This is a genomic window from Paenibacillus sp. NPDC056933, assembly GCF_042674385.1.
GTDB lineage: Bacteria > Bacillota > Bacilli > Paenibacillales > Paenibacillaceae > Paenibacillus.
Genome location: NZ_JBHUQN010000009.1, coordinates 44,185 through 56,702 on the forward strand (window position 1 = coordinate 44,185; position 12,518 = coordinate 56,702).

The 12,518-nt window shown below is 46.1% G+C and carries 12 protein-coding genes; 3 read left to right on the top strand and 9 right to left on the bottom strand.

What is annotated here, in order from left to right:
* Nucleotides 1–224 precede the first annotated feature (224 nt).
* The 6 genes from ACFTRD_RS30980 to ACFTRD_RS31005 form a co-directional block, all read right to left on the bottom strand.
* A complete protein-coding gene (locus ACFTRD_RS30980) occupies nt 225–1,433 on the bottom strand; it encodes an MFS transporter (RefSeq protein WP_379386771.1) in 1,209 nt (402 codons plus the stop codon).
* A gap of 49 nt (nt 1,434–1,482) precedes the next feature.
* Nucleotides 1,483–2,406: an ADP-ribosylglycohydrolase family protein gene (locus ACFTRD_RS30985; RefSeq protein ID WP_379386735.1), complete on the bottom strand. Its 924-nt coding sequence runs from the start codon at nt 2,404–2,406 to the stop codon at nt 1,483–1,485.
* Between the two features lie 222 nt (nt 2,407–2,628).
* A complete protein-coding gene (locus ACFTRD_RS30990; protein ID WP_379386737.1) occupies nt 2,629–3,075 on the bottom strand; it encodes a GNAT family N-acetyltransferase in 447 nt (148 codons plus the stop codon).
* A gap of 51 nt (nt 3,076–3,126) precedes the next feature.
* A complete protein-coding gene (locus ACFTRD_RS30995) occupies nt 3,127–4,023 on the bottom strand; it encodes an LptM family lipoprotein (protein WP_379386739.1) in 897 nt (298 codons plus the stop codon).
* Nucleotides 4,024–4,166: 143 nt separating this feature from the next.
* Nucleotides 4,167–4,820 carry a YkyA family protein gene (locus tag ACFTRD_RS31000; protein ID WP_379386741.1) on the bottom strand — a complete coding sequence of 218 codons (654 nt, stop codon included), beginning with the start codon at nt 4,818–4,820 and terminating at the stop codon, nt 4,167–4,169.
* A gap of 38 nt (nt 4,821–4,858) precedes the next feature.
* Nucleotides 4,859–5,761: a polysaccharide deacetylase family protein gene (locus ACFTRD_RS31005; RefSeq protein ID WP_379386743.1), complete on the bottom strand. Its 903-nt coding sequence runs from the start codon at nt 5,759–5,761 to the stop codon at nt 4,859–4,861.
* Between the two features lie 230 nt (nt 5,762–5,991).
* Here ACFTRD_RS31005 and ACFTRD_RS31010 point away from each other — a divergent pair, with 230 nt between their 5' ends.
* Together ACFTRD_RS31010 and ACFTRD_RS31015 are read left to right on the top strand one after the other, a co-directional pair.
* The gene (locus ACFTRD_RS31010; RefSeq protein WP_379386745.1) at nt 5,992–6,936 is read left to right on the top strand and encodes a DMT family transporter; all 945 of its coding nucleotides are present in this window, start codon (nt 5,992–5,994) and stop codon (nt 6,934–6,936) included.
* 267 nt (nt 6,937–7,203) lie between these two features.
* A complete protein-coding gene (locus tag ACFTRD_RS31015; RefSeq protein WP_379386747.1) occupies nt 7,204–8,040 on the top strand; it encodes a sulfurtransferase in 837 nt (278 codons plus the stop codon).
* A gap of 127 nt (nt 8,041–8,167) precedes the next feature.
* Here ACFTRD_RS31015 and ACFTRD_RS31020 read toward each other — a convergent pair whose 3' ends face one another.
* From ACFTRD_RS31020 to ACFTRD_RS31030, 3 genes are all read right to left on the bottom strand, one after another.
* Nucleotides 8,168–8,398 carry a helix-turn-helix domain-containing protein gene (locus ACFTRD_RS31020; RefSeq protein WP_192269328.1) on the bottom strand — a complete coding sequence of 77 codons (231 nt, stop codon included), beginning with the start codon at nt 8,396–8,398 and terminating at the stop codon, nt 8,168–8,170.
* 18 nt (nt 8,399–8,416) lie between these two features.
* Nucleotides 8,417–9,034, bottom strand: a complete 618-nt coding sequence (locus tag ACFTRD_RS31025; protein WP_379386749.1) for a DUF2975 domain-containing protein — start codon at nt 9,032–9,034, stop codon at nt 8,417–8,419.
* 727 nt (nt 9,035–9,761) lie between these two features.
* Complete coding sequence (locus ACFTRD_RS31030) at nt 9,762–10,526, bottom strand: SDR family oxidoreductase (protein WP_379386751.1); 765 nt, start codon at nt 10,524–10,526, stop codon at nt 9,762–9,764.
* A 612-nt stretch (nt 10,527–11,138) separates the two neighbouring features.
* On the opposite strand from ACFTRD_RS31030, the gene ACFTRD_RS31035 reads away from it, so the two are divergent.
* Nucleotides 11,139–12,491 (top strand): DJ-1/PfpI family protein, encoded by a 1,353-nt coding sequence (locus ACFTRD_RS31035; protein ID WP_379386753.1) that lies wholly within the window; start codon nt 11,139–11,141, stop codon nt 12,489–12,491.
* Nucleotides 12,492–12,518: the final 27 nt, after the last annotated feature.

The window sequence follows — 12,518 nt, forward strand, 5'->3', positions numbered from 1 at the left end:
TCAATTTCATTATAACGCATTAAATTACTTATTAAGTATTCAAATACTTAAATTTCCATTGTATTTTCTTTAAAAAGTATATCTCTTTACAAAGTTATTCTAAAAATCTGAAAGTTGGCGCATGTAAACCGTGATATGTGCGAATCTAAATAAAAGCCTCAACTCTCCGTGTTCAGCGGGAGAATTGAGGCTTTCTGACTGTCTTTTCATTTGGTCGGGGTCGTTTATGCAACCTCTGCGATCTTTGGCAAGCGTGTTTTGCGTTCCATTGTCACACTAATGATTAATCCCAGCAATCCAAATGCTGCAATGACGGCTGCGTACAACGGTACCGAGTTGAGCCCCGTATGCGTAATTGCAAACCCGCCTAGATACGCACCGCCTGCGTTGCCCAGATTGAAGGCCGAATGACTCGACGTAGTCGCCAGCAGCGGTGCTTCGCGGGTCATATTCATGATTCGAATTTGTAAGCCTGGCATAATACCAAATGCCGCAACGCCCCAACAAAATATGGTCATTACCGCGAGATACGGATTGTCCAGCGTCAGCGTTAATGCGGCCAACAGAACTGCCAGTATACCAAAGTTAACCATCAGGGAAGGCATCAGCCTCCAGTCCGCCAGACGGCCACCAAGTATATTACCCAATGTAACACCGACACCGAACAGTACCAAAATCCAGGTCACGCTCTGCTCGGCAAAACCACTAATATCGACAAGCATCGGCGTAATGTAGGTGAACACAGCGAACAAACTTCCACAGCCGAGCGCACCAATCAACAATATCAATAACACTTGGGGGCGAACCAGATTCCGGAATTGCTGAACCAAGTTTGCGGGTGGTCCCTGCTGGATCACCGGAATGAAACGAATGATACCAATCAATGAGATGACGCCCAGAATGGTAATGGCTCCAAACGATGACCTCCACCCAAGCTGTTGCCCAATGAATGTACCAAACGGCACACCAATAATGTTGGCAATCGTTAATCCAGCCAGTACGACGGATACCGCCCCTGCCCTTCTCTCCGGTGCAACCAATCGTGTTGCCATCAGCGATCCTACACCCAGAAACGTACCGTGAGCAAATGCCGTCAGAATACGTGCCGAGATAAGCAGCCCATAAGTTGGAGCAATAACAGACAATGCGTTACCGATGATAAAAATACACATCAGCAGCACCAGCAGTTTTTTCTGCGGAATCTTGTAAGTGAACACAGTAAGTACAGGTGCACCTACCGCCACACCAAGCGCGTAACCCGTAATTAGCTGCCCTGCTTGGGGGATGCTTACATTCAAATCCGCGGCCACATTCGGCAGAAGGCCCATAATAATAAACTCCGTCATGCCGATGGCAAAAGCCCCTACCGTCAGGCATAAAAGGGATAAGGGAAACGCCCCTCGTTTGGCGGATTTCGTAACTTCCGATTCCATTTGAGTTGATTCTGTCTTACGCATATGATGTTCTCTTCTCCTGTCTCTTCTATCTTGTTTCTGCCTTTAACCACAGTGCCTCTGTCAATTCGTCCAGCGTATCTCGCATGGCCAACTTCTCTCGCCAGTGTGACGGAATGCCGCTTAATCCATAATACGCTCCGGCGATTTGCCCATATACCGCTCCCGTGGTGTCCGCATCATCACCCAGATTCACCGCCAATAACGCACCCTCTTCAAAGGTCGAAGATTGATGGAATGCCCATAACGCCGCTTCAAGTGAACGAACGACATATCCGCTCCCCTGAATTTCAGGTGGTACTTTATAGCGGTATGATCCTTGGACAACTTCTGCAATCGCTGGTGAAAAAGCTTTCTCTTTCCTCCACTGACAGTAGGCATCAGGCCGCAACATGGTATCCTTGTCCGCTCCGCGCAGTCCCGCAACCATGATTGCCGCCAGCACTTCGCATGCTTCCACACTTTCAACAGCGGCATGTGTCGTTCTGGAGCTCAACCCTGCATACAACAATGCCTGATCCGGCTGATTGGCATATGCCATGGCTACAGGTGCGAGCCGCATGATGGAACCATTCCCCGCAGTCATCGGGTTGGTTGAACCACTATACGCTTCACCTGTTGCTGCAAACCGTTCAAGGGCATTGCGAGTAGCCCCGCCAATATCAAAGCAGGTTCCCGTACTGCTCATATAGCCGACCTGATACCAATTCGTATACCGTCTCATCTGGTCCTCGGGATCAAAGCTCTCTTTTCTGACCAAGCTTTCAGCCAGACAAAGGGCCATTGACGTATCATCCGTCCATTGTCCGGGAGCCAGATCGAATACACCTCCGCCCACAATATCGGTAACAGGCTCAAACGTGCCAGGACTGCTGAATTCCACTGTTGTTCCCAGTGCATCCCCTGCCGCAAGCCCAATTAAACAACCTTGAAAACGATCCTTTAGCAGCATCGTCCATCCCCCTCCTCTACAATTCAACTCTCAAATAACTTCTTCTTCCATTCTCCCACATGGTCTGATAAGGCGTAAAGAAGTGTTTAATACGCAAGCTGATTGCAAATGAACTTTAACCGTATGTTGAGTTGCCTTTCTTCTATATAGACATACGGCCAAAAAGCCGGGAAGAACCTATGCCTGTCGCATCGTTCCTTCCGGCTCTTTTCAATTGATGATTTATTCAAATGTTTTAATGAAATTTTTCTGATCCTTTGTAAATACATATCCACGACGTTCGTAAAATCGGTGAGCCGGGATTCGACTTGGATGAGACAGTAGTTTAATCCCGGAGTACCCGTTATTCTTTCCCCATTGCTCAAGAGACGCTATCAACAGGCTGCCTGTACCCTGATTTCTAGCCTTTTCCTTCACAACAAAGCCCAGAATATTTAATAAAGAGTTGGCAAAAAGCAACTGATATGGACTTCCATGAATATAGCCAATGACCTCGTTATTCTGCTCACATACCAAAATCTTATCATTAGTTTTCGTTGTAATGACCTCTATCTTTTCCTTAACTTGCTGCTCGGAAAATTCATGCAGATTCGGGTTGAATTCCTGATTCAGCAAATAAATATCAAGAACATCCGTCACCCTGATCTCCCTTATCTTTCTTTCTTGCATTCGATAACCCCTCATTCGCCGTTCAGTTTTACACTCATTATCGAAGCACGCTTACTCATTCTTGATGGAATGAATAGAGGCATAAACCATAGGCAGGAAGCCTTCAGATGGTTCCCCAACAGGTGCATGGATATGGAATACGAAGCCAGTTCCATCCAGCTCTTTTACGATAACATATTCTGATTTCTTATCGTTTTGAGCCATCATGAACAATCTTGCATCTTTCATCGGGCCCTTGCTAAGCTTTTCCTCACTTAATTGCTTGACCGCTCCGGTTTCTGACAGCTCTTTTTTCGCATCCACCTTCAGGTCATTCAGGTTATAATTCGAAGGCAGCTTATCAATCTTCACCTCATAATCCGGATCAATCTTCATGGTCAATTCATGATCATCCGCATCAAATGTCATCGGTTTAAACACATATAATGAGTACCCTTTGCCTTGAGCCAGTGTAACCGGGCGCTTTTCGGTCATCCCTTCTACGGTTACTTCCAGCTCAGACGTCTTCGGACGATCGGACGTAACATTACCGCCTGTATCTGAACCGTTACTGTCCTCTTTCGTCTCGATCTTGACAATTTCCGTAAGCACCAGCTGTTTGATCGTTGTATCGCCTTCAATGGCTTTTTCTACATATTTGAATTGAACCGAATCCTCATCGTCAATGTCATCCAAAGACTTCTGTACATCTTCACCCACCTGGAAAGACATCGGTTCCTCATTCACACGAATTTCAACCGTGTGCGGATCTGCCCATCCGGTCAAAATACCTTTGGCTTCGATCATAGCACTTTCCTCAGGCTGCTGTTCAGGTGCCGGTGCCGGTGTCTGTACTTCTGTATTATTCGCGGGTGGCAGAGCAGCAGGGCTACTGTTGCCACAGGCCACAAGCGAGAATCCCATAACCAAAACAAGTAATGATGCACTAATATTCATAGTATTTCGCATATGAACACCTCCGTTAGCTTATACGCCATGATGCTTGTCCATGTTGCCTGACTTTGTTAACTTGACAGCTTAGTATTACTTACACGGCTGACCAGTCGCTTAATCATGCAAAGTGCTCAACACCCTTTTGATACCATGAATATTCAGCCGGCTTGCTCCATTTGCACAAGCTTTGCGTTGGCTACGTTGAAAGCTTTCGTCTGCTTGTTGAACTGCTGTCTTAACTCAGCAACTTTGGCATATTGGCTGTTCCGTTCCCGAATCGAACGCTTGATTTTGACCAGATTGGGCTCCACGCTGCCCCTCATTAGTGAATATAACAGCTCGTCCGCGTCAAGACTCTGCCTGTAGGAGGCGACAAACACTGCAAACGACGCAGCTCTTTGCTCATATTGGTCCAATACCGTGTGGGCCTGAGCCAGATTCTCTTCCTTTTCAAAGGATAATTGATCCAGTGAAGTCCGAAGCTCCTCCATCTGTCCTTTCGTCCTGTCCATGACCACTTCCGCTTGATCCAGCAGTGTTCTTCGCTCGGAAATATGTTTGTCTGCCTGATCCAGCAAGGACTCAAGATCACTGTTTCTGTTCTTTCCTTTATTCAAAATCGATGTATACAATTCCATGTCTTCCCGTTCATGGCGGGCAAGCTCCTTCAGACTCTGATTCATCTCCTGATCGGTAACAATCAGTTGATTGACTTGATTTGCTGCCGGTTCCTGCGGCTGCCCGCAAGCGCTGACAAGCAGAGCCAGCAGTATGCTGACTCCGGTCAGAGCTATCTTTTTTCTTCTAAGCACCTTGGGGTGCCCCCTCTCTTGCAACTGCTATGTTGTTATTATAAGCGAGTATCTCCGCTAAAATTGGCTATCCAATGCGCACTCGGATCGTAGACCTCGAACTCATAGCCCCGATCTTCAAGCAATTCCAATATGCGCGGCAACGCCTGTACTGTTTGCTCGCGCTCATGCATCAGAATCACTTCCTTATCCCGATGCACACTGTTGCTGACCCGTTTCACAATTTTGTCCGGCTGACCTGGAAGATTCCAATCGAGGGAGTCGGTGGTCCAATCCCACATTTTGAATCCGGCCGCAGCAATATCACCCCTGAAGGATTCCCCAATCTGAGGGCTGCTGCCATATGGAGCACGAATCAGATGCGGTGTAAAACCGATCAGATCCTGGACCATCTTCTGCTCCTTCTTGAATTCCTTCACAAAATTGGCGGAGTTTCCGCTCTTGTACAGTTTGTTATAGTTATGTGTCATGCTGTGAAGACCCGGATAACTGCCCTCTTTGACAAGCCGCTCCACGGCTTCCTTATGCTGATTCAACTGACGTCCAATCATGAAAAACGTTGCCTTCGCCTCATGCTGCTTCAAAATATCCAGTAATTGTCCTGTGTATTCACTAGGACCATCATCAAACGTTATGTATGCCAGCTTGCGCACCTGACCTTGGAACCGTGCAGGTTCTTCTTTGGCTTCAGGAGTCATTTCAATCATCCCAAGCTTGGTTGGCTGTTCAATTACAGCTACTGGAGGGGGTGTTACATAATCCTTGATCCAGTGCGTCATGCCAATGAATGCATATGTTAAACCGATAATGAGCAGTGCCAGAAACGCCAGCGCAGCACTCAGTCTCCCATACCGGATTCTTCTTCGTCCATGCGTCTTGGTTCGGCTTGTTCTATGCGGGATGCCGCCACTCTCTCCCGCTCTCTGTTGTTGAACTCTCACTTCCAGGCCACTTCCTTACCTTCATTTTTTTCCCGATTATTGGTACATTATATCGTTTCATGTCTCTATATAGAAGATTAATAGAAAAATAGTCTGGGAGAATGACAGAATAGTTACAAGCCCGGTTACAATCTACTTATCTATTTCTTCTCTTTATCTTTTCCTGGAGGCATATTGTCCTGTATAATAAGTTGATTTACGCCATTTGACTTCAAGAAGGAGCTACACCCATGACTAGCTTGAACCGTGCCGGCAGATCGATCTTTCTGCTATTCTTTGTCGGCGTTATTGCCATTTCGTTTTCTTCTATCTTTGTACGTTGGTCCACAGCAGATGTTGCTGTCATTGCGATGTACCGACTGTTCCTCACAAATCTGCTGATGCTTCCTTTGGTGTGGAAATATCGGCATGAGATGATGCGTTTGAACTTCAGACAGTGGGTTTTGCTGCTCTCATCCGGCGTGATGCTGGCACTGCATTTCCTGCTCTGGATGGGATCGCTTCGGCTCACGAGTGTAGCCAGTTCGACGGTCATTCTCGCTTTGGAACCTATATTGATCCTCGCCGGTTCGGTCTGGCTGTTCAAAGCCAAAATCAACCGCATGATGATCATCGGCATGGGCATCGCCCTGCTCGGATCCATTGCTATTGGAGCTGGAGATTTCCAGTTGGCAGGCACAGCGCTGCGAGGGGATATTCTTTCTTTGCTCGGCACGATCGCTGTGGCAGTACATATGCTGCTTGGACAGTTTTTGCGTGCCGGTCTGAGTGCGTTCTCCTATAATTTCTGGGTATTTTTCGTAGCTGCCTGTACGCTTGCGGTATATAATCTGGTTAATGGTCACCCGTTTGGCGGTTATGCGGCTTCCGAGTGGGGAATTTTCCTGTTGCTCGCGATCGTGCCAACGATTTTTGGGCATTATCTCTTCAACTGGCTGCTTCAATATATGAATGCCACGACCGTATCAATGGGGGTTCTGGGGGAACCTGTATTTTCCTCCCTACTGGCCTGGATGCTCCTCGGTGAATCGCTCAATGCATTGCAGATGTCTGCCGGAGTTGTCATCATTTTCGGGGTATGGATCTTCATTCGGTATGGCAAAATCAAACCTCAGATTGCTCCTACTGAAGACCGTATCGTAGGGAACACACCTGCTAAACCAACTGTTGTGTGAAGTAAGCTGGGCAATGCTGTATGAGTTGAACTATTCATTTACACTTTAACGGAGAGGACAGAAAGAACCTGAAAAAGCGGAGCGGTCGACTTTATCACCGGATTTTCCCCTTTGTAAAAGGGGATTCTTAAAAAAATCTGGAGATAACAGCGATTTGAAGGTTATTCTGTCATCGGAGTGGACTGTGTAAAATCTTTAGTTCAACTTATATAAATAAAACGGATGCATTCCAAAATAATCTCATTCCTTATAAGGCGGTGTACTGTTATGAAAAATATTGTATCCATGCGCTGGCTGCTCGCCAGAATGTACGAACCAGATGTTGTCATTGCGGATTGCCGTTTCCTGCTCGGTCAACCGAATGCCGGAAGAGAGGCTTATGAGGCTGGTCATATTCCGGGGGCAGTCTATCTCGATCTAGAACAGGATCTTTCCTCTCCGGTGTCAGCCCATGGCGGACGTCACCCCCTGCCTGATCCGGCTGCACTGGCAAGCCGCCTCTCCAAAGCTGGCTTTGGGTCGAATAGCCGCATCATTGCTTATGATGATCAAGGTGGCATGAACGCCTCACGGCTATGGTGGTTGCTGCGTTATATGGGACATGAACATGTGTATGTAATGGATGAAAGCTTCACTGCTTGGCAAAATGCGAAATTCCCTGTTACGACGGATGTACCGGTACAGATTCCCTCTTCGTTCGAGTGGAACCTACAGCCGCTGCTGCTGGCAAGTGTAGAGGATGTGCAGCAGGCTTCTGTAAGCGGCAGCGCCGTGCTCATCGACTCTCGCGATGCCCGCCGCTATTCCGGGCTGGAGGAACCGATTGATGCCAAGGCCGGACATATTCCGGGCGCAGTGAACTATTTTTGGAAAGACGTGCTTGGTCCGGATGGTCGCTGGTCTGGTGTTGACGCATTGGAGGAACGGTTCGCGAAGCTCGATAAGGATGGGGAGATTATCGTCTACTGCGGCTCCGGCGTCTCTGCTTGCCCGAATGTGATTGCGCTGGAAGAAGCGGGATATACGAATGTGAGATTGTACTCCGGAAGCTGGAGCGACTGGATTAGTTACGAGGAGAATCCGGTGGCTACCGGGGAAAAATAACGTATAGTACAAGTGATAAAAAGCCCGCGCAGAGCGCGGGTTCTTTTTGTTAGGGCTTGGGTGATTTACCCTCGGTACATTAGTGTTCTGAAATATTCCGAAACAATTAAAGGATGAAGAGGCACTCTCAATTCATTTCACGGCTGTCGCTATCATCCGGAACAAATTCCATAATGTCTCCCGGCTGACAGTCTAAGATTTCGCAGATCGCTTCCAAGGTAGAGAAGCGGATCGCCTTCACTTTCCCCGTTTTCAGATTGGACAGATTGACATTTGAGATCCCAACCTTATCTGCCAGGTCATTCAATTTCATTTTTTTGTCGGCCAGAACTCGGTCGAGACGTATAATAATCGGCACTGTCATCAGTCTCCATTCTCATAAAGTCGAATCATGCTCTTCCTGCAGAAGAACGCCATATTTGAAAATCTCGGAGACGAACAGCACTAGTATGCCGATGATAATTCCGATTAAAGAGATACCGCCCAGATTAATTGAGAAGATACGAGTAACGAACAGGCAGATCAGAATGTTGAGAACGAGCTTCGCCAGCAAAGAATACAGGATAACGACTATTCCCAGCTTTTTCAGACGGGTGGCATTCGCCTGATTAAACGGGCTGCTTCCGCTAAGTATGCTACCTATTATATTACGAATCTGACCAATCGAGTAGATGTAAGTAATGAAGATAAGCGTAGTGTTGGTCAAACTGACGACCAGATAAGCAGTCTTGGCATCGAACATATCGGGATTGATCGGTTGAAAATAAGTGAAAGGCACCATAACGCTATTCGTCAGCGTATCCGATAAAGGTACTGAAAAGAACCAGTGCGCGATTCCTTTCTCTGCAGAAAACAGTTCCTGAGGTTTTAATCCAATCCAGAGTTTGAAACAGACCAACGCAATGAGCAGCCCGATTCCTCCCCAGTATCCGATCATAAGTGCAATGTGCATTTTTTTGAGTCCAGGTTTGGCTTTAAATTCAATTCCGTTCATACGCAATCTCCTTTTCTTGTGAACTTACAATATATACTAAATGATAAGTTTACGAAAAACAATAACTATTTAATGATAAACATTAATTATCAATCAAAGAGCGGCTCAAAACTGTTTGATAAATGGCAGAGTTTATGAATGTAAAGCTGTAGCTGGAAGCTGGAGCGACTGGATTAGTTATGAGGAGAATTCGGTGGCGACGGGGGAAGAGTAAGGGGCGAGAGGCCGCGTCGGACGCGGTTTTTTTGGGGGGTTATGATAGGTTGCTGTTTGAGGACCTGTTGCCGCCCACTTTTGACTTTTCTGTCAACAGCTTGCAAACAATCGTTGGTTGCAAATGGTTGTAAGTGCCTGAGCCAGCCACAGCGGGCGGTCGCATCAGGTTGTTCTTGAATGCTTTCCCCCTTGTCTCAGTCCGTTCAGACCAGGAACGGTGCATCCTTTCGTGTGGAGCAAGTGCAAGATCGTCATACGGAGCGATTCGATTGCATTTGGTGCGTTCCCGGTATTTCGATTCGCATTGGTTTCTTTTGGTAACAACGTAGTAAAACTTGCTCCGCCAAACTTTCGTCACGACTTTCCTTCGCTGCGATTGCTATGACAAGCGGCAATCAACCGGAGCAAAGATGCACCCAAGTGATTGCCGCGATAATGCGATTTTTCGATTTAAGGTGTCCGTCAAACATAAATCGCTAGCTCTTCGGACAGGTTTTTCGAACCCGTTAATTTACAGATGAGATCCGCCACTTGCATCAATTAATTGACCAGTGACCCAACGGCTGTCCGACGAGGCCAGAAAGGCAGCAATATCTGCAACATCTTCAGGCTCCCCCCACCTTTTAAAGGTTGAAAGACCAGCGGCAGATTTCTGTCCATTGGGATTTTGCAACGTCCCGGCATTCATCTCTGTATTAATGATACCAGGCTGGATGGCATTCACCGTAATATTACGGCTCCCAAGCTGTTGAGCCAAGATGTGCGTAAGCGTGTCGACTGCACCCTTCGACATGCTGTAGGCGAAAACACTGGGGGAGGCCACACGTGTTACAAACGAAGAGATATTGATAATATGGCCTCCATCTCTCAGACGTGGTAAAGCTTGTTGGGTAACAAAAAGCAGTGCCTTGACATTAATGTTCATGACCTCGTTGAAAGATTCTTCCGTCGTCTCTTCAAAGGTTACAACTTGTCCGATTCCAGCATTATTCACAAGAATGTCAAAACGATTATCACCTGTACGTTCCTGAAGGGCTTCATCCAAAGCCGCATATAAATCATGAATGCCGTTAAGGGTACTTAAGTCAGCACCGATCGCGAATGCGGCACCTCCATTTTGCTCTATCTGATGAACAACTTCCTCTGCTTCATTTTGTCTTTTTCCATAGTGTACTGCAACTACTGCGCCCTCCTGCGCTAGACGCAACGCAATACCACGACCAATTCCCCGGCTTGCACCGGTTACTAAAGCGATTTTACCCTTCAACTTACTCATGCCTTCATCTCCTTGTTTTGAATTCATGGTCAATTATATTGCAAGGTGACGTTTGAAATGTTGCTCTCTCATTCGGAATTCATGTTATCGTCAATAGCCTACGGGAAGCTAAAACTGTTCCACCAGAGCGACTGGCTCAGTTATGAGGAGAATCCCGTGGCTACAGGGGAAAAGTAAACCCTCAAAGAAAGTAGCCAATGTCCTTTGCAACTAGCTTCATGTATATTAGTTGAACCTGAGTTTTACACCGTAACGGAGAGTGCAGAACCAATTTGAAGAAGCGAAGCGTTCGCCTTTATCCCCGGATTTTTCCTTTTGGAGAAGGGAATCCAAAAAATCTGGGGATAACAGCGATCGGAAGATGGTACTGCAATCGGAGTGGTCTAGTGTAAAGTTTATAGCTTACATAGATTAAAAAAACAAACTATTTTCACAATAAAAAGATAGTAATAGCCCTACCGAGTCTTGCAAAAAAAGTAAACCAGACTTGAGGCTAGCTTTCTTCTCAACATTAGTCCAGCTCCCACTACCCTCCAAAGACTGATGATAAACTCATCTTACATTGCTATATTTTACTCGGTAGATAATTTATAGCTAAAGGAGAATAATCAATTGAAAATTGTATTACGCATCACCATTTATCTGATCGTTTTTGTGTTTATCGTAGGAGGGACAGGAGCCATCGGATTTATCAACACCATGAATTCCGGAATGTCAGTTTACGATAAAACTGCGCCTTCATTAGCGAATGTACAAATACCAAAATATGACGCTAATAAGCCAACAGTGGCTGTACTACTGGAGAACGAAGTGACAGAGGTGTTCGACTTTCTCGTTCCTTACGAGATGTTTGCGATGACAGAAGCTTACAATGTGTATGGTGTTGCTCCTGACCGTAAAATCAAATCCCTTACTGGGGGACTCGATGTTATCCCACATTATTCATTCGATGAGATGGATACGATGTTAGGAAAAAGTCCAGACATTATCGTCATTCCATTTATGCCGATTTTGAACGATAAAAAGTATGCTCCTGTTCGTGAATGGATTCAAAAGCATTCGGGTAATCAGACGATTTTACTCTCTATTTGTAACGGAGCAGAGAACCTGGCAGATACTGGATTGTTAAATGGTAAATCAGCTGCTACACATTGGGGCGATATTAATCGACTTATCAAAAAATATCCAGACATTCACTGGGTGAAGGATCAACGTTACGTTGCGCAAGGAAATATCGTATCTTCCGCGGGTCTGACATCAGGAATTGATGCCACGTTATATGTCATCTCCCAGCAGCTGGGTGATGCGGCTGCAAAAAAAGTAGCAGAAAATATGAACTATCCTTCTTATAATTATGTGATAAATCCAAATATGGAGCCCTTTAATGCTGGACTTAGTGATATCACATACGTATTAAATAATGCCTATCAATGGAACAAAGCCAAAGCAGGCGTACTCCTTTACAATGGCGCAGATGAACTGGATTTGTCTGCCGCATTTGATACATACGGTGCCTCCGGCACGACAAGGACACTTACGATATCCAATAAAAATGAACCCATCGTAACGAAACATGGTCTGAACCTAGTCGCGCGTTATCAAACACCAAACGTACCAAAACTCGCTAAAATGATTGTCGTTGGTCCCGATGCTGAGACTATAGCTGCCGAGGACATTAAGCAATGGAATAACAGTGACAATGGTGCGGAGCTACTGTTCCTGCACCGTGATATGGCAGAGCGATTTGCGATGGACCCTGCATTTGAGGATTTGGCAAAACAGGAGGATATCCAAACTGCGAAATTTGCAGCTAAGCGTCTTGAATATCGTGCCACAGACCACCTGAAGCTGGAAGGCAAACCTTTCTCCTTTGAAGCGTTTGGTCTACCTATTTTACTTGGTATACTAGCTTTAATAATTGCCTCATTTATTGATAGACGTTTCTTCGGTAGGAAACAAGGCTAGCTCAAGCTATATACAGGAAGCTGGAGC

What these genes read in the sequence shown, in the direction of transcription:
- ACFTRD_RS31025 (WP_379386749.1), bottom strand. Translation starts at nt 9,034, where the DNA reads ATGAACGGAATTGAATTTAAAGCCAAACCTGGACTCAAAAAAATGCAC.
- ACFTRD_RS30980 (WP_379386771.1), bottom strand. Translation starts at nt 1,433, where the DNA reads ATGGAATCGGAAGTTACGAAATCCGCCAAACGAGGGGCGTTTCCCTTA.
- ACFTRD_RS30985 (WP_379386735.1), bottom strand. Translation starts at nt 2,406, where the DNA reads ATGCTGCTAAAGGATCGTTTTCAAGGTTGTTTAATTGGGCTTGCGGCA.
- ACFTRD_RS31010 (WP_379386745.1), top strand. Translation starts at nt 5,992, where the DNA reads ATGACTAGCTTGAACCGTGCCGGCAGATCGATCTTTCTGCTATTCTTT.
- ACFTRD_RS31030 (WP_379386751.1), bottom strand. Translation starts at nt 10,526, where the DNA reads ATGAGTAAGTTGAAGGGTAAAATCGCTTTAGTAACCGGTGCAAGCCGG.
- ACFTRD_RS31015 (WP_379386747.1), top strand. Translation starts at nt 7,204, where the DNA reads ATGAAAAATATTGTATCCATGCGCTGGCTGCTCGCCAGAATGTACGAA.
- ACFTRD_RS30990 (WP_379386737.1), bottom strand. Translation starts at nt 3,075, where the DNA reads ATGCAAGAAAGAAAGATAAGGGAGATCAGGGTGACGGATGTTCTTGAT.
- ACFTRD_RS30995 (WP_379386739.1), bottom strand. Translation starts at nt 4,023, where the DNA reads ATGCGAAATACTATGAATATTAGTGCATCATTACTTGTTTTGGTTATG.